We start from the raw sequence: 17,533 nt of genomic DNA, 5'->3' as shown, positions 1-17,533 counted from the left end.
GAATCTGCATTTATCCCCAATCCGCTATGCTTGGTCGCCGCTCCCTATCTGGCGAAAAATCAGGGGCGATCGCGCTTTTTATTGATCGGCGATGCGACCCAACCCGTCACCGAAATTGAGATTACGCCGAATCTTTCCAGTCGCTACCAAATTCCCCGTGCCGCTGACCTGCCGATTGTGACCCCCTTTCGGTTAAAAATTTTGCATTTTAATGACCTGCATGGACGCATCAGTCACCTTGCCCCAGAGGGAAATATTCCTGTTTTTTCGCGGCTTGTCTCCCGTTACCACCAGCAACAACGCAAGTATGCCAACAATCCCCAAGCTGGGGTGTTACTCCTTTCGGCGGGGGATGACATGGTGGGAACCCCCTTTGATGCGCTGGTTTCTGAATGCAACCATGCCTACGATCTATATCAAACCTTGGGGGTCGATGCCGCCGCTTTGGGGAATCACGATCTCGATTTAGGCACCCATGCCCTCGCCAAAATGATTCAACGGTCGGGGGATTTTCCGGTGTTGTCGGCGAATCTGTTACCGCCAGCCCAGCTAAAAAAGGTCGTTTATCCGGCGGCATTACTGGATGTGAAGGGGGTACGGGTCGGCATTATCGGCTTAACCACCTCGGCGCAAATGAAGGGTTCCGATGCGCGCCATTTAACCTTTGTCGATCCGGTGCAAGTTGTCAAAAATCTTTTACCTGTGTTGCGTCCCTATTGCCATGTGCTGATTATTCTCAGTCATCTAGGCTATGATTTGCAATCGACCAGCGCCACAGTGGAAGATTACGGCGATCGCCAACTGGCGGAACATTTACCCTCTGGCGCAGTGGATTTGATTATCGGCGGACATACCCACCACATTTTGAATGAAACCTGTCTGAATCAAGAAAACATCGTCAACGGTATTCCCATTGTGCAGGCGGGAACTTTAGGGCGTTTTTTAGGGGAAGTGACCATTACTCTGAGAGATGAGCAGCAGCCCGCCACCGTGACCAATGCCAAACTGTCTGTGACTGCCGATCTGCCTGTTGAGCCAACCTTTGAGCAAACCCAGATTGCCCCGATCATTACCTCCCTACACCAAAAACTGAATCACCCCTTGGGCATGGTCGCCGATCACCCCGATTTGGAAACCGATGCGGTTTTAAATGATTTTGCCAGCCATGAATCCGCCTTTGCCAATTTCATCACAGCGGGCATGGTGGCACAGGCACAGAAAAACGGTTACGAAGTAGATTTTGCCCTGACCGATGCGGCGGTGTTATGCGCAGGTTTACCCCCAGCAACGTTGGTCTATGGCGATTGGTTTGCGGTGATGCCCCACGCCGATACGTTGCGCTTGTTTCAAATCACAGGGGCACAACTTTGGGATCTGTTGCAGGACAATGCACGGCGGGCAAATCGCTACGGTGAAGCCCACCTAGAACGGGGTTTTGTGCAATTTAGCGGGCAAATTCGCTACAAAATTCGGCTCGGTGAAAATCGCGTCGTGGCTCAGGCAACGGATATTGTGGTGCGGGGCATCCCGTTAAAAGAGCAACTGGCGCAAACTTTTACCTTTGTGACCCATAGTTTTATCCGGCAACCTGCCTGCCACTGGGAAGCTAAATTTACCCAAAAGCATCTGGATATTGCCCTGTTTAATCTTGATGTCTTGCCCAGCAAGGATACGGAATTGCTACTGCGGGAAGCTTTGATCACCCACATTAAAACCTATGGCGGCGTGACGAAAGCGGGCGGAGTGGTGCGGGATGGACGGTTACAGATTGAGTTTGTCTAAAACGATTCCTAGTCAAATCTTAAACTAGGCTTGATCTGGGTTTGCTTTGATTGGAAATGTTTTTTTGCCGTCGCGTTTGGGTTGCCACCGATGAAAATTGTCATGTTCTCGATTAATCCCCTGTTTGGCGATCGCGTGCTGGGGGGCGCACCGAAACAGATTAAAAATATCTCGGTGTATCTGGGGGAAATGGGGCATGAGGTGGTGATTCTCTCGACCCGTTGCGCCGATAGTTGCGTTGAATTTCGTTGGCATGACAATGTGCTGGTTAAACCGATTTTGCGGTTCCATCAACCCTTTCCACAGCCCTACGCCATCCCTGCCTATGACATTGCGAACATGATGCAGGATGTGGCAGCTCACCTCGATGGGGCGGATCGCTTTTATATGCACGACGGCGAATTCCTGTTTCCCTATGCTTACCAGCACATTCCGACGGTGGTAGCACTGCGGGATAACGTCTATCCGGAAACAATCCTTGGGGGATTTTTATTTCAGGGCGATCGCCTGATTGCGGTGTCGGAATATTCGCGGCGTTTTTATGCGGAGACGATGGGGCGATTTTTGCCAGAATTAAATGGGCGGTTGTTGGTGGTTTCAACGGGCATTGATTGGGATATTTTTAAACCGACTCCACCGCAAGAAATTTTGGCGATTGTGCCTGTTGACCCGGTCAAAGATGCGATTGTGATTCATCCCCACCGCCCTGAACCTAGCAAGGGTTTACCTCAAACGATCGCCGTCGCTGATTTACTTGTTCATAAATACGGCATCACCAATTTGAAAGTGTTGGTTCCCCGCTGGTTAGAGGTGGGCATTTCGCCGGAGGTGGCAGCCTTTTATCGGGAGATGGAAACGGAAATTAAAACCCGCAATTTAACGCAAAATTTTATTTTTCATGAATGGATTCCCCAGTCGTTAATGCCCCAATATTACAGTTTGGGTGCTGTCACCTTGGGCTTGGGTAATTTTGTTGAATCTTTTGGTAATTCCCCCTATGAATCCTTGGGTTGTGGCACCCCAGCGATTGTGTCCCGTGTCTCGACCCATCGGGAATTGTTGCCCGATCACTTAATTGATAAAGTCCATTTTGGGGATGCAGAAATAGCGGCAGTGATCGCCGCGCAAATTATTATAGAAAAACGCAAAACTTCCCCCGAAACCCTCGCCTATCTCCACGAAAATTATGGCGTACAAAGCCAACTCGAAGGCTATGCCCAAGCGATTTTAAACGCGCAATGTCGTGACCCCCTCGCCTATCGTTATACGCCCATCACGGAGGAAACCAATTACTGTTTACCGTCGTGGTGTTACCTCTGGGAAGGGGGCATTTACCATGATTTTCTTGCCAAACACCAAACCATTCCCGCACTGCAAACTTTGCTCAGTGAATATCCTGAAGGGTTTACCCAAAAAGAGGCGATCGCCAGCGGCATTTCCCCCGCACAGCTTGAAACTTGGTATCGTGACGGTTATCTGATTGTCAAATAGTCCGCAATCTCAGCACTGATAATCTAACTGAAATTCAAAAAACAATTAATGTATTTCAAGATGGAAAAATTTCATAGCAATTTAATGTTAGTTGGATCTACTTGTTGACATTTTTAGACTGTAACTGAATTGAGAGTTACTATCAATTGCCACAGAAACTAGAGGCGTCTTTTTTACATTGTGAAGTTGTTTTTTTTGAATTTCAAATCAAAAAATATTTGTTTCTTTTCCCTTCATAAACGAAGCCATAAGAAACATCGCTTGATATTATAAAAGGTAGCCCCCAAAGAATTAACACACAAAAGTTTGTTTTTGTGGCTCGCCATCGCCGCTATTGTTTCGCCTGTGTGCCATGTCAGCAGCACGTCCGCTTCGGTTTTTAACACCTGAAATTATCGCCAGTTTGCTGCATCAACCGGTTATTGTTTCGCCTGATCTATCTCTCATCGCATTGAGCGATCGCCTTTGTGCCGATCTTCAGCTTGTTGGTGTGCTGGTTATGGCCGATGAACAACTCCTTGGCACCGTTTCTCCTGGGGATATTTTACGGGCGATCGCCCAGGGGGAAAATCCCCAAACGGCCACCGCCGCAGAGATTATGCAACGGCCCGCCCCGACCTATCCCGTGGCCGCCCTCGACCAAATTGAATCATTATGTCAATACTTCGCCGAGCAGCAGCTTGCTTGGCTGACCCTTGTGGATGAGCAAGGGAGACCAGTGGGAATCTTGCCTGGCGATCGCCTCGCCGAATTACGCCAACACCTCGACCCAGAACCAGCCGCAGCACCGGAATACAGTCACCATGAACTGAAATTCTTTGAAGAAATTCTTGAAAATGCCTTTGCTGGCTATTGGGACTGGGATTGTATCAACAATATCGAGTATCTCAGCCCCAGTTTTAAGCGGATGTTTGGCTATGCAGATCACGAACTGCCTAACCGCCCAGAATCCTGGCAAAAACTGATTTTTCCCGAAGATCTCCAGAAAGTTAACCACAACCTGCAACAGCACATTGCTAGCCATGGCGAAATTCCCTTCTGCAACGAAGTCCGTTATCGTCACCGAGATGGCTCCACGGTTTGGGTGCTTTGTTCTGGTAAGGTCATCGAATGGGATGCACAAGGTCAACCGCTGCGCATTATTGGCTCCCACATTGATTTGACTCCCTACAAACGCTTTGAAGAACGCCTCAAACGCAGTGAAGCCTCCCTCCAGGAAGCCCAACGCCTCGCCCATATCGGTAGCTGGGAAGTCGATCTTGCCACTGGTCGTCTCTCCTGGTCGCCGGAACTGTTGCGGATGTTTGGTTTAAATATGGCCCAGGGGCCGCCCACCTACGATGAACATTGGGCCTTAATCCACCCCGATGACCAGGAACGCCTCAAACGCTGCGTTGAAACAGCGATGCGCACGGGCGAAAGCTATATGGTGCAATACCGTGCCCAACTGACCAATGGCCAAATTTTCTACCATGAGGCGAGGGGGAGTAGTCAAAAAGATGCCTCTGGCAAAACCATCCGTTTTTTTGGAACTGCCCTCGATATCACGGAGCGGGTCTTGGCAGAACAGGCTCTCCGGGAAAGTGAACTCCGCTGGCAATTTGCCCTAGAGGGTTCTGGAGATGGGGTCTGGGATTGGAATGCCCAAACAAATCGTGTCTTTTTCTCGCGGCAGTGGAAAGCGATGTTGGGCTACAGCGAGGCGGAAATTGGTGACACCCTGATGGAATGGGAAAGTCGTGTCCACCCAGATGATTTGGCAATGACTTATCAAGCCATCCAAGCTCACCTTGATGGCCAGACAGAAATCTATCGCAGTGAACATCGGGTGCGGTGCAAAGATGGTTCCTACAAGTGGATTTTAGACCGGGGCAAGGTGATCGAATGGACGCCGTCAGGGGAACCCCTGCGGATTATTGGTACCCATAGTGACATTGGCGATCGCAAACAGGCGGAACTGGCGTTGATTGATGCCAAAGAAGCAGCCGAAGCGGCCGCCCATGCCAAAAGTATGTTTTTAGCCACCATGAGCCACGAAATTCGGACGCCCATGAATGGCATTATCGGGATGCTCAATTTACTGCTCTACAGCGAAGGGCTCACCACGGAACAGCAAGAACACGCCCACATCGCCCTTTCTAGCGCCGAATCTTTACTGATGTTGCTGAACGATATTTTGGACTTCTCGAAGATGGAAGCCGGCAAGTTGCAACTAGAAACGGTGGATTTTGATCTCCATCAATTTTTTGAAAATTTTGCCAAGTTGATGGCGTTTGCCGCCCAGGAGAAAGGTCTCAATCTCATTTTTGATTTACGGGGTTTGCGGCACGGTTCTATCCAAGGGGACCCTGGGCGTTTACGACAAATCCTGACGAATCTGGTAAGCAATGCGATTAAATTTACCAACCAAGGGGAGGTGATGATTCGCTGTCAAACGGAGCGGGTTGGCGATCGCCTCGATTTTACCTGCTCAGTGACGGATACTGGCATTGGCATCGCCGCTGAGAAATTGAACGATCTTTTCGAGCCTTTTACCCAGTTAGAAGCGGGAACCACCCGGCGTTATGGTGGCACGGGTCTCGGTTTGGCGATTACCCAGCGTCTTTGTCAAGTGATGGGGGGCACCATTGAAGTGATTAGTACCCCAGGGGAGGGGAGCTGTTTTACCTTTACCCTAGGGTATGGGGCGGGGCGATCTCAACTGTCGCGGATGACCGCCGATAGCTTGCAGGGGCTAGAGATCCTCATCGTCGAAGAGCAACAAACCCAACGGGAAATTTTGCGCGATGAACTCCAAGCCTGGGGCGCCACTGTCCAAGCCGCAGCCAACGGCCAAGAGGCGATCGCCCTTTGGCAAACCCAGCCCCCCACCACCGAAACGCCCCTCCTGATCTTGGATCATTCCCTGAGGGAGATCGATGCCCTGACCCTCGCCCAAAATCTCCAACAGCTTTACCCTCAAAAAACCTGTCAGTTACTGCTGCTCACCACGTTTCCCTATAGCCCCACCGATCCCCAAAGCTTCCCCCAACTCACGGCAACCCACCACCTCGTCAAGCCGATTTTATCCCGTCCCCTGTGGCAGGCCTGTCGGCGTTTCTGTGAAAATTTCGCCCAGCCAAACGCTAGAACCCCAGATTCTGGCTCCCAACCTAGTGCAAGCAAACAGGGCCAAAAAATCTCGGCCCGCCTCCTCCTCGTGGAAGATAACCCCGTCAATCAAATTATTATTCGGGGCCTCTGTCAACAGTTTGGTTTTTCCGTCGATGTCGCCCCAGGGGGCACAGAAGCCCTACAAATGCTCCAAGCAACCCCTGAAAATCAGCCCTATCGTTTAATTTTGATGGATTGCCTCATGCCCAAGATGAATGGCTTTCAAACGAGCCAACATATTCGCCGGGGTGGTGGCGGCGATCGCCACCGGCAGATACCGATCATTGCGCTCACCACCACCCTAGGAGAAGCCAACCAAGAGCAGTATTTGGCAGCAGGCATGAACGACTACCTCAGTAAACCCCTCAATCCCCAAACCCTCCGGGAAACCCTCAATCACTGGTTACAGGAACAGTCCCCGATGGGCTAACTTAACCCAAGATTTTGCGCCCAGAAAACAAAAAAAGCACCCCGGAGGGTGCCCAATGCAGATAATGAATCTTTAAAAGGGTTCAGGAAAAATTACATCATTCCCATGCCAGGCATTCCCATGCCGCCCATGCCACCCATACCGGGCATACCACCACCCATGTCAGGGGCGGGCGCTTCGGGTTCGGGCTTCTCAACGACGAGGGCTTCGGTTGTGATCACCATTCCAGCGATGGAGGCTGCATTTTGCAGAACAGAACGGACAACCTTCGCCGGGTCAATGATGCCAGCGGCAATCATATCGACATATTCGCCAGTGGCCGCGTTGTAGCCAACGTTGAAGTCACTGGTACGAACCCGTTCTACAACCACAGAACCTTCGGCACCCGCGTTATCAGCCAATTGGCGGAGGGGCGCTTCTAGGGCGCGGGAAACGATATCGACACCGAGCTTCTCTTCGTCGCTACTGAGGCTTGCCTTTACTTCAGCGACCTTTTCAGCGAGGTGAATTAGGGTCGTGCCACCACCAGGAACAATGCCTTCATCGACAGCGGCTTTGGTGGCATTGAGGGCATCTTCGATGCGGAGCTTGCGGTCTTTGAGTTCAGTTTCGGTGGCTGCACCAACTTTGATCACAGCGACACCACCAGCAAGCTTGGCGATCCGCTCCTGGAGTTTCTCCATGTCATATTCGGAGTCGGTTTCAGCCAGTTGCTTACGGATTTGGCTAACGCGGGCGTCAATGTCAGCTTTGCTACCGCCGCCGGAAACGATGGTAGTTTCTTCCTTACTGATGGTGATTTTTTCGGCGTTACCGAGCATATCAAGGTCAATGGCTTCGAGGCTGAGGCCCACTTCTTCGGAAATGACCCGACCGCCGGTGAGGACAGCGATGTCCTGGAGCATTTGCTTACGGCGATCGCCAAAACTGGGAGCCTTGATCGCGGCGGCATTGAGGACACCACGGGCTTTGTTCACAACGAGGGTCGCCAGGGCTTCCCCTTCAATGTCTTCGGCAACAATCAGCAAAGGACGACCAGAACGGGCTACCTGTTCGAGGGCGGGCACGAGGTCGGCGATCGCCGAAATTTTCTTGTCGGTGATCAGGATGTAGGGATTTTCAAATTCAACGATTTGCCGTTCCTGGTCGGTGACGAAATAGGGGGAGATATAACCGCGATCCAGTTGCATTCCTTCGACTACATCCAGTTCGGTGGCGAGGGACTTGGACTCTTCAACGGTGATCACGCCATCTTTGGTGACTTTGGCCATGGCTTCGGAGATCATCCGGCCTACTTCTTCGTCATTCCCAGCAGACACAGCGGCCACCTGGGCGATCGCCTCTCCTTCAACGGGCTTGGCGATCGCGGCAACTTCCTTCACGAGGAACTTCACTGCCGCATCAATACCCCGGCGCAGGGCCACGGGATTTGCCCCAGCCGTCACATTTTTCAAACCTTCGCGGATCAACGCTTGGGCCATAACGGTAGCAGTGGTCGTGCCATCCCCAGCACTGTCATTGGTTTTCGCTGCCACTTCCCGGATTAACCGCGCCCCCGTATTTTGGAGCGGATCACTAAGTTCAATATCCTTTGCAACGGTGATCCCATCATTCACAATTTGGGGCGCACCATACTGCTTTTCGAGGAGTACATTCCGACCCTTGGGGCCGAGGGTGATTTTTACCGCATCGGCAAGGGCATTAATCCCTGCTTCGAGGGAGCGTCTAGAGTCATCCTTGAAAGAGACAATCTTAGCCATAGGAGTTTGCGTTATAAAGTTTTACGTCACTAGCAAATTTAGCACTCCTAGGGGGCGACTGCTAATGTTTTCTGGTTTCGGCGATGCAAACGGGCCAAAAGCTTTTAAAAAAGGCTTTTCAAGCAATTTGTCTTTTGTGGCTACATATTCTCTTTAAAAAATCAAGTGAGGGATCTCATACCTTTCCCCCCAATGAACCGAAACCCTACCCCCTACTTTTTCTCGGACTGATCTGTGGATTGGGTTAATTTGGCGATCGCCGCCTTGGCCCGTTGGGGTTGACCCCAGAGAATCGTTTCTTGTTTATAGATGCACATTCCTGGTTTGGCCCCCTTGGGTTTATAAACGTGCTTGGGTTTTGTATAAACAATGGGCACCTGATCGCTTTGGCTGGCGCGGCTGTAATAGGCTGCAAAATCCGCCGCCCACTGCAATTCCGCCTCATCGGGAACTGCACCGGGTTCTAGTCGTAATAAAACATGGCTACCGGGGATTTCTTGGCTATGGAACCAAAGATCATAATCATTGGCCACCCGAAACGTTAGATGATCATTTTGTTGGTTATTGCGCCCGATCCAGAGTTCTGATCCTCCTGGGGTGCTGTAAATGTGGGGTTTAGAAACCGCTTGTTTAGCAGTGGGTTCTCGGTTTGTTTTGAGGTAACCCCCGTGGATCAATTCTGCCTGAATTTCCTGTAAAGCTTCCAAGTCAGTGGCGTTTTCGTAATTAGCAATTTGTCCCAAACTGGCTTCAATGTGTTCGAGGTAATGAATTTCTGTTTCTACTTCCTTTAAAAGTGGTTGCACAATGTGATTTGCTCGCTTTAGTTTTTGGTGTTGCTTATAAAAAGCCTGGGCATTTTGGACAGCATTTTTATCCGGTTGGAGGGGAATTTTAACGCGATCGCCTGAGGCAAAATCCGTTAGGGCAATTTTGGTTAAACCCGGTTGCCACTCGTGCAAATAGGCCATGAGTAAATCGCCGTATTGACGGTATTGATCCGCTTCGGTGGATTCTGTGAGGCGCGTTCGGAAAAGTTGGGCCTTTTGCTGCAATTTTCCCAACAGGAGACTAACTTTCTGGCTGAGTTGGTGGTGCAGTTGTTGGAATTGTTGTTGATTAAGGCGGCTTTGATAATAGTGATTGAGAGTTGGCTGTAGGGGCAAACAAGATTCATCCGGCTGCCAGGTTACCATTTGATATTGGTTGTCCTGGAGCGTCAGGCAAAACTGTCGCTGTTCTAGGCAAGCAAGCCACCGTTGCCACTGCTGAAAAAGATTTTCCCAATCGTTAGCGGTGAGGGTATCCGTCGTTTGCTCAGGGGTTAACTGGGCCGCGCCAATCATCCCTTCTAGAAGAATAGGACTCACGCCCCGGTAATTTTCGAGGATTTGTTTTTTCAGGGATTTGGGTAATAGGGCGATTCTTTCTTGCCAGCGTTCAAAGGATTCTGTAGGGCTGGGCGCTGTTTTCGTCAGGGCCGGTGGAAATTCGTAGGGTTGGCCGGTTTGGACGGGGCGGACGGTGGAGCGATCGCCACTAATTTGTTGGGCCGTAGTAACAATTTGCTGGTCAGCATTGGCGAGGATTACGTTGCTATGTTTCCCCATAATTTCGACATACAAATGCCATTGGGGGACTTCTCCAGGGCGGCGGCCAAACTGAAAATCCACCACCCGTTCCCAGGGTTGGATCAGTTCAATTCCCAGCAAGGCCGAACCTTTAATCAAGTGGCGCAGTTGGTCGCTAAAGGTAAAGGTATCGGGATCCCTGGGGGGGCGATCGCCTAAATGCATTCTGGCGGCCTGGGGGTGCCAAGATAACCAGAGCCATTCCCGTTTTTCGAGGGTACGCAGGGCTAAACAGAGGGTTTGTTTGTCGTATTGATAAACTTGTTCGAGGCGCGCCGGCACCCAGTCCCGCTGTAATTCCGTGACCAGGGCCACCAAGGTTGTGTAGTCTACTGCCTGAATTTTCATTGCTGCTCGATTCTCCCCAATGCCGATGCCACGGATCGCAGTCTTGGATCTTAGGGGCTTTCGCTAAAACTATCCAGATAAGCGCCGATATATTTTTTCATCCGCTCGATGAAATAGGCCGAAAACAGTTCCCCATAGTCTGCTTCTACGAGGGCGATCGCCTCATTGAAACGGTGATGACCACAGGCGATAAACTGCGCCGTAGAAATGGCATGGAACTGCGATTCTGCCCCAGGCACATTATTTTTAAACGCATCAATATAAAGTCCCCGCACGCGGCGCACATAGTCTGTTTCCCAATCGCTAAATTCAACGGTGCCGATACTGGGAAACGACAATTCCACATTTTTCATAAAGCCCATCACCATGTTCATACATTGCCGGGTCTGCTCGATGGGGAGCGCTTGGGCCGCGCCGCGCCGATAGGCCCATTGGGTAATGCCGTTGGTCACTTCTAGGGCGCGCAGTTTTGCCAATTTATCCAAGGTTTCCGTCGGGAAGCGATCCAGATCTTGCAATTGCTGTTCAATTTCGGCTTGAAAACCAGCAAAATCCGCCGCAAAAAATTCCTTGAGTTCGTAAATTTCCGCTAATTTCTGCCAGTTAATCTGTCGCTGTGGTGCCATAATCATGCCTCAAGCTTCCGCGCAAAATCTACCATTCATCCCGCCGTCGCCGTTGGGGTGCCGTCCATTCCAACTCCGCTAACTCTGGGTCTTCTTCCAGTTCAATTTGCCACACTTCCTTAAAGGGATTGACAACTTTTAGAATTGCATCGCCGACAAAATCTTTGACAAACTCATCTTTTTTACTGAGCTTAAACTGTTCCTGCACTACTTCCGTGATCCCGCCATCGCCCCAATCCTGGTCATGGCAGAAATATTCAATGAAACTTTTGCCCGCAATGCGCGTGAGGTAGGCGGCTGTCACCCCTTGGATTGCTTTGCCCACGAGGTACGTAGCAATGTTTGTTTGGAGAATTTTTGCAAGAATTTCCACCGCCCCTTTAACGACCCCTAAACTAACGAGGGTTTTGCCGAGGGAGACGGCTAATTCTTTACCGCGATCGCCATCGATTTCGCAGCCATACACCCGACCAATTTCCATTACCATCTGGGCATTTACCGCCGCCGTCGCCAACATATCCACCACAGGTAAAGGCGTTACAGCAATTACTCCAGCACCAATCCACTGGTAGCGTTCGATCACTTGTTCGGCCTGTTTTTTCCGTTGGTGTTCAATGATTTTGCGGGCTTCTTCCCCCAGGCGTTGGGATTGTAGGAGGAGATTATCTGCTAACAAATCATCCCCTTCAGCCCGCAGCACCACCGCTAAACGCTTTACTAGGGGCATCACGTCCGGCTCTGGGGTAAAAATTTCGCCATCCTCTAGTTCTACGGGTTGGGGATTGGCACAGACTAAAACCACGTCCTGGGGAGTGATCAGGTGTTGCACTTTTTCCTTGAGGCGATCGCCAATTAATTGTTGATCAGCGTCTGCGTAAACGTCGATTTTGTTAAACACCAACAGCGATCGCTTGCCAATTTCAGCCAGCTCACAGAGGGGATCATATTCCGATTGCCGCAGATCGTTATCCACCACGAAAATCAGCAGATCCGCATTGGTTGCCAACTCCCGCGCCAGGCGATCGCGTTGAATGCCCGCTTCCCCCGCTTCTAGAATCCCCGGCGTATCCGTGATCAAAATCTGCCGATTCACCCCTTTTAGTTTCAGGCGATAGGTCTGGCCGGTCTGGGTAGTGCCCATGGTCGCTTCGACGTTACCCACCATTTGCCCAATCAAAGCATTCACCAAAGATGTTTTGCCCGCTGATCCCGTACCAAAGACAGCCACCTGGAGCTCTTGGCGCTCAAAATTCGCCTGAATTTCCTGGGAACGGTTCAGGAGGACTTTCTGGACGACTTTATCTTGGATTTGGTTGACTTGCTGTTGAATGGTGCGTAGATTTGCCGCCGCCACCTCTGTTTTTTCCGTGGGCAGTTGGGGCTGGTAATTGACAACTTTCCGGGGCGATCGCGGTTTTCGTTTGCGACCAAAGAGGTTGAAATAGCGCCAAAACGTCCAGAGAATTAAACCAATTAAAGCAATAAGCACCAAAATCAGCAGATTTGCCAGAAATGGCGCCGTAAAGGACACCTGGAGATAGAGACGATAGAGGGAATTCACCAACCACAACATCAGCCCCAGAATAATACTCAGGCCAATGAAAAATAAGGTGAGGCGAATCGGGTGCATTAACGCGCAAACTCTCTGAAAAACCTGATGACCATCATAGCTTGTCCCCCTTCGCTGAGGATGCTGTAACCCTTAGTTCACTTGACTCCCATTGTTTGTTTCCGGCTGCTTGGTCACGATTGATCTTGGTGATGGGCATCAAATGCTAGACAAGGGAGCGCTGGTTGGAGTTATGGGCGATCGCCTTTTCCCTTTTGGCAACCCAACAGTTGATATAAGAGAATGGAGCAAAAGCAAATTCTGACCCTGCAGACATAACCCCATCACCACAAACTCCTATGAAACGTGATTCCTACGGTGCTTTAGCGGGCGCATCGATCCCCGCCGCCATCCTCAGAGCCTCGGCCACCCTCAAACTCGCCGGTAATATTGGCTTCTGGGTACAGATTATCCTCGGTGTTGTCGCAGCGCTAATTCTCCTCTTTGCCAGTGCGAGCCTAGTCGGCAGTGATGCCACCAACGCCAACCAAGATATTCGCTTTAGCCAGGGAAGCAGCTTTGGGCTATTCTGTGCCGCCGGCGGTCTCATTGCCCTCATCGTGAGTATCTTTTTCTTCTTCCGCTACAAAACCATTGCCCGACTGATGCTCGCGGGTGATAGCTCCCTCCGGCCCAAGAAATCCTACACCATTCAAACCATTAAATTTGGTCTCTTGGCTAACCTCCTGGGTATGATGTTTGCGATCATTGGTGCCGAAGCCTTTGTGGGGCTCGTCCTAGGGAAATCTTTGACCATTCCCCAGGGGGCCGTTTTTTCAAACACATCCCAGCTCATTCAACCGAAAGATTTATTTATTATCCTGGCGAATACCCACACGATCGCCTCCCATTTCACCGGGATTGTCATTGCCCTCTGGCTCCTCGATCGATTGAATAAATAATGTCCTCACCGTTCCCGACGTGACCTATGCAACGTACCCGACTCAATCTCCTCCTGGGGGAAACCCTTGGGCAATTTACCAGTTTTTTTCAAAATCCATGGCGCAAGATGGCCTTGCTCGCCATTTTTCTCCTTTTTGGAAACTTTGTTGCGACGGTTTTTCCGCCGGCTATCGGCCAAGCCATGGCTTGGGATCCGATAGTTGCCATTGGGATCATTTTTTTGGCTGAAGTTAGTAATTTTCTCTACTACAGACAAGGCGATCGCCAAACCATTGCCCAAAAAGCGGCCACAAACCCTACTGCGCCCCAGAGCCGACTCTTATTTCAACTGATGCATGTCTTCAAAATTGGGCTGCTGTATGGCCTCACTGTTTCTGCCGTTAACGTCGGTTCGTAGCGAATGTTACCAGAGCTTGCCAAGGGGGAGAAACCGTATCAGAATCAATTGTTCTAGGCATCAACCAAAAATTTCCCCTGTGCTAGAATCAACTCTACATAGGGACTAGCAGCAGGTAAAAAACAGGTCATGTTTGAACGCTTCACAGAAAAAGCTATTAAGGTGATTATGCTCGCCCAAGAGGAAGCGCGTCGCCTTGGTCATAACTTCGTTGGTACGGAGCAAATCCTCCTCGGTCTCATTGGTGAGGGGACTGGCGTTGCCGCTAAGGTACTCCGGTCTATGGGGGTTAATCTCAAGGATGCCCGCATTGAGGTAGAGAAAATTATTGGACGGGGTTCTGGCTTTGTGGCCGTTGAAATTCCGTTCACGCCCAGGGCAAAACGAGTTTTAGAACTCTCCCTCGAAGAAGCTCGCCAATTAGGTCATAACTATATTGGTACGGAGCATTTGTTACTAGGCTTAATCCGTGAAGGGGAAGGAGTTGCTGCCAGAGTCCTCGAAAATTTAGGGGTTGACCTCTCCAAGGTGCGTACCCAAGTAATCCGGATGCTCGGTGAGACCGCAGAAGTCGCAGCGGGTGGCGGTTCTTCCCGGAGTAATAAGACACCGACCCTAGATGAATTTGGCTCAAATCTGACCCAACTGGCAAAAGATGGCAAACTTGATCCCGTCGTTGGTCGTCAAAATGAAATTGAACGGGTGATTCAAATCCTCGGGCGCCGCACGAAAAATAATCCGGTACTGATTGGCGAACCAGGGGTCGGGAAAACGGCGATCGCCGAAGGTCTTGCCCAAAGAATTTCCAATGGGGATGTACCTGACATCCTCGAAGAAAAGCGCGTTGTCACCCTCGACATTGGTTTGCTGGTTGCGGGCACGAAATACCGGGGTGAATTTGAAGAACGCCTCAAAAAAATCATGGACGAAATTCGCCAAGCCGGGAATGTGATCCTGGTGATTGACGAAGTCCATACCCTAATCGGTGCGGGTGCTGCGGAAGGGGCGATCGATGCCGCCAATATCCTCAAGCCTGCCCTCGCCCGTGGTGAACTGCAATGTATCGGTGCCACCACCCTTGATGAATATCGCAAACACATCGAGCGGGATGCGGCCCTTGAGCGGCGTTTCCAGCCCGTCATGGTCGGTGAACCCTCAGTCGAAGAAACTATTGAGATTCTCTTTGGTCTGCGGGAACGCTATGAACAGCACCACAAGCTGAAAATTTTGGATGAAGCCCTCGATGCAGCGGCAAAATTAGCCGACCGTTACATCAGCGATCGCTTCTTGCCCGACAAAGCCATTGACTTAATCGATGAAGCGGGTTCCCGTGTTCGGTTGATCAATTCCCAACTGCCCCCCGAAGCGAAGGAACTCGATAAAGAATTGCGCGATGTCCTAAAGCAGAAGGATGAAGCGGTGCGCTCCCAAGACTTCGATAAAGCGGGTGAATTGCGCGATCGCGAAATGGAAATCAAAACCGAAATTCGGGCGATCGCCGCCAGCCAAAAAGAGAAAAATAGTGACATCGATGCCGTGGTTGATGCTGAAGAAATCGCCCACATCGTCGCCTCTTGGACAGGGGTTCCCCTCAACAAACTTACCGAGAGCGAATCCACCAAGCTTCTCAACATGGAAGACACCCTGCACCAGCGTCTCATTGGTCAGGAAGATGCCGTTAAAGCTGTATCTCGCGCCATTCGTCGGGCCCGTGTTGGCTTGAAAAACCCCAACCGTCCCATCGCCAGCTTTGTCTTCTCTGGCCCCACTGGGGTTGGTAAAACCGAATTAACCAAGGCTTTAGCTGCCTACTTCTTCGGTTCTGAAGATGCGATGATTCGCCTCGACATGTCTGAATTCATGGAACGGCACACTGTTTCTAAACTGATTGGTTCCCCTCCCGGATACGTCGGTTATAACGAAGGGGGTCAGTTAACCGAAGCCGTCCGTCGTCGTCCTTACACCGTTATTCTCTTTGACGAAATCGAGAAAGCCCACCCCGACATCTTCAACATGCTGCTGCAAATCCTTGAAGATGGACGCTTGACCGACGCGAAGGGGCGCACCGTGGACTTCAAGAACACCTTGATTATCCTGACCTCCAACATTGGCTCTAAGGTCATTGAGAAAGGTGGCGGTGGCCTCGGCTTCGAATTTGGCGAAGATGCGGCAGAATCCCAGTACAACCGGATCCGTTCCCTAGTCAACGAAGAACTCAAGCAATACTTCAGACCTGAATTCCTCAACCGTCTCGATGAGATTATTGTCTTCCGTCAACTTAACAAAGAAGAGGTTAAAGAAATCTCCGAAATCCTCCTTAAGGACGTCTTCAAGCGCCTGACTGAGCAGGAAATTGAGCTGCAAGTTACCGACAAGTTTAAGGAGCGACTCGTGGAAGAAGGCTACAACCCATCCTATGGTGCCCGTCCGTTACGTCGCGCGATTATGCGCCTGTTAGAGGATGTCCTTGCTGAGGAAATTCTTTCTGGCCGCGTTGGTTCTGGTGATACGGCGATCGTCGACATCAATGAAGAAGGTAAAGTGGCCGTCAGTAAAGCGGCAAAACCTTTGGAATTAGCCAAGCAACCTGGTTAACTGTGACCAATCTCTAGCCTGTCGATAACCCTAACGTTAATTAAAACCTAAGATGCTAAGAGGAGCTTTCGGGCTCCTTTTTTGTGGTTTGGTTATACGCAATCTAAGTAGAATCCTTAAGTTTTTCTGATTTTTTCGAGAAAATCTAGGGATTAATGTAACAATAGTTACAGAAAAAGTTTTGAGGCACAGTGAGGAAATCTCTATGAAATTGACATATCGTGGTGTTTCCTATGATTCTCTTCCCGCAACCTTAGAAGTGACAGAAGGGGATATCTTAGGTCGTTATCGTGGACAAACGGTGCGGCGACACTGTGTAACGCAAACAGTTGATCGTCCGGATGTTGAGTCAGTACTCCTCCACTATCGGGGTGGCACCTACGCGATTCAGCAACCTGTGGTTAAAGCGACGGCCCAACAGCAACAGGAAGCGGCCGCTGCAGCTTGTCCGGTACGAGTCCCACAGCTCTCTAAATTAATGGGTCAAGACGCCCGGCGTGTGCACCTGGAAAATATGCGTCGCAGCTTAGAACGGCGGATCCGCACGGCCCAAGCCCAGGGGGACGAACAACTGATTACCCTGCTGCAACAGGAGTCTAATGCTTTATCCTCGGTTTAAGGTGTGATTTTGATTTAAACTCTTTCTGACTCTGGTGATAGAACAAGGTAAATCTCCCCAGTAGTTATAACAGTAAGAATAATGAATATTAGTTGGAAGTGGATGGAAGCTGCTTCCTTTTTTATTGGGAAAATGGTCGGTGATCGCCTTGGGTCAGGTTTCCTTCTTCGGGAATAATGGGAATCAAGG

Annotated in this window: 11 protein-coding genes; 7 read left to right on the top strand and 4 right to left on the bottom strand. The window is 50.5% G+C overall.

The genetic code is table 11. The features are described from left to right. Nucleotides 1–30: 30 nt before the first annotated feature. The 3 genes from AACQ84_RS00755 (at nucleotide 31) to AACQ84_RS00745 (ending at nucleotide 6,856) form a co-directional block, all read left to right on the top strand. Nucleotides 31–1,782 carry a bifunctional metallophosphatase/5'-nucleotidase gene (locus tag AACQ84_RS00755; protein ID WP_234991336.1) on the top strand — a complete coding sequence of 584 codons (1,752 nt, stop codon included), beginning with the start codon at nucleotides 31–33 and terminating at the stop codon, nucleotides 1,780–1,782. A gap of 90 nt (nucleotides 1,783–1,872) precedes the next feature. Continuing rightward, entirely contained in the window at nucleotides 1,873–3,273 is a 1,401-nt protein-coding gene (locus AACQ84_RS00750; RefSeq protein ID WP_012305787.1) for a glycosyltransferase family 4 protein, read from the top strand. 352 nt (nucleotides 3,274–3,625) lie between these two features. Then, nucleotides 3,626–6,856: a PAS domain-containing protein gene (locus tag AACQ84_RS00745; RefSeq protein ID WP_012305786.1), complete on the top strand. Its 3,231-nt coding sequence runs from the start codon at nucleotides 3,626–3,628 to the stop codon at nucleotides 6,854–6,856. A gap of 92 nt (nucleotides 6,857–6,948) precedes the next feature. Here the strand turns inward: AACQ84_RS00745 and groL are convergent, their stop codons facing one another. From groL to AACQ84_RS00725, 4 genes are all read right to left on the bottom strand, one after another. Beyond that, complete coding sequence (groL, locus tag AACQ84_RS00740; RefSeq protein ID WP_012305785.1) at nucleotides 6,949–8,616, bottom strand: chaperonin GroEL; 1,668 nt, start codon at nucleotides 8,614–8,616, stop codon at nucleotides 6,949–6,951. 212 nt (nucleotides 8,617–8,828) lie between these two features. Then, entirely contained in the window at nucleotides 8,829–10,589 is a 1,761-nt protein-coding gene (locus AACQ84_RS00735) for an Rqc2 family fibronectin-binding protein (RefSeq protein ID WP_049761696.1), read from the bottom strand. Nucleotides 10,590–10,645: 56 nt separating this feature from the next. Then, nucleotides 10,646–11,227, bottom strand: a complete 582-nt coding sequence (locus AACQ84_RS00730; protein ID WP_012305783.1) for a hypothetical protein — start codon at nucleotides 11,225–11,227, stop codon at nucleotides 10,646–10,648. A 22-nt stretch (nucleotides 11,228–11,249) separates the two neighbouring features. Next, entirely contained in the window at nucleotides 11,250–12,851 is a 1,602-nt protein-coding gene (locus AACQ84_RS00725) for a YcjF family protein (protein ID WP_012305782.1), read from the bottom strand. A 278-nt stretch (nucleotides 12,852–13,129) separates the two neighbouring features. Between AACQ84_RS00725 and AACQ84_RS00720 the strand changes: the two genes are divergently transcribed. The 4 genes from AACQ84_RS00720 to AACQ84_RS00705 all read left to right on the top strand — a co-directional run bounded on the left by AACQ84_RS00720 (nucleotide 13,130) and on the right by AACQ84_RS00705 (nucleotide 17,344). Then, a complete protein-coding gene (locus tag AACQ84_RS00720) occupies nucleotides 13,130–13,732 on the top strand; it encodes a DUF3611 family protein (protein ID WP_012305781.1) in 603 nt (200 codons plus the stop codon). A gap of 26 nt (nucleotides 13,733–13,758) precedes the next feature. Beyond that, on the top strand, nucleotides 13,759–14,130 hold the full coding sequence (locus AACQ84_RS00715; protein WP_012305780.1) for a DUF565 domain-containing protein: 372 nt from the start codon (nucleotides 13,759–13,761) through the stop codon (nucleotides 14,128–14,130). Nucleotides 14,131–14,259: 129 nt separating this feature from the next. Beyond that, nucleotides 14,260–16,725 (top strand): ATP-dependent Clp protease ATP-binding subunit, encoded by a 2,466-nt coding sequence (locus AACQ84_RS00710; protein WP_012305779.1) that lies wholly within the window; start codon nucleotides 14,260–14,262, stop codon nucleotides 16,723–16,725. Nucleotides 16,726–16,930: 205 nt separating this feature from the next. Continuing rightward, nucleotides 16,931–17,344 (top strand): DUF4278 domain-containing protein, encoded by a 414-nt coding sequence (locus tag AACQ84_RS00705; protein ID WP_012305778.1) that lies wholly within the window; start codon nucleotides 16,931–16,933, stop codon nucleotides 17,342–17,344. Nucleotides 17,345–17,533 lie beyond the last annotated feature (189 nt).

The organism is Picosynechococcus sp. PCC 7002 (assembly GCF_963860125.1).
In the GTDB taxonomy this organism is placed as follows: domain Bacteria; phylum Cyanobacteriota; class Cyanobacteriia; order Cyanobacteriales; family MRBY01; genus MRBY01.
Note: the sequence above shows the minus strand (reverse complement) of the source record. Positions and strands in the feature narration are given on the sequence as shown.

Bases quoted from the DNA above. Each gene is read 5' to 3' on its own strand.
- AACQ84_RS00750 (WP_012305787.1), top strand. From the start codon at position 1,873: ATGAAAATTGTCATGTTCTCGATTAATCCCCTGTTTGGCGATCGCGTG.
- AACQ84_RS00730 (WP_012305783.1), bottom strand. From the start codon at position 11,227: ATGATTATGGCACCACAGCGACAGATTAACTGGCAGAAATTAGCGGAA.
- AACQ84_RS00710 (WP_012305779.1), top strand. From the start codon at position 14,260: ATGTTTGAACGCTTCACAGAAAAAGCTATTAAGGTGATTATGCTCGCC.
- AACQ84_RS00745 (WP_012305786.1), top strand. From the start codon at position 3,626: ATGTCAGCAGCACGTCCGCTTCGGTTTTTAACACCTGAAATTATCGCC.
- AACQ84_RS00725 (WP_012305782.1), bottom strand. From the start codon at position 12,851: ATGCACCCGATTCGCCTCACCTTATTTTTCATTGGCCTGAGTATTATT.
- AACQ84_RS00715 (WP_012305780.1), top strand. From the start codon at position 13,759: ATGCAACGTACCCGACTCAATCTCCTCCTGGGGGAAACCCTTGGGCAA.
- groL (WP_012305785.1), bottom strand. From the start codon at position 8,616: ATGGCTAAGATTGTCTCTTTCAAGGATGACTCTAGACGCTCCCTCGAA.
- AACQ84_RS00705 (WP_012305778.1), top strand. From the start codon at position 16,931: ATGAAATTGACATATCGTGGTGTTTCCTATGATTCTCTTCCCGCAACC.
- AACQ84_RS00720 (WP_012305781.1), top strand. From the start codon at position 13,130: ATGAAACGTGATTCCTACGGTGCTTTAGCGGGCGCATCGATCCCCGCC.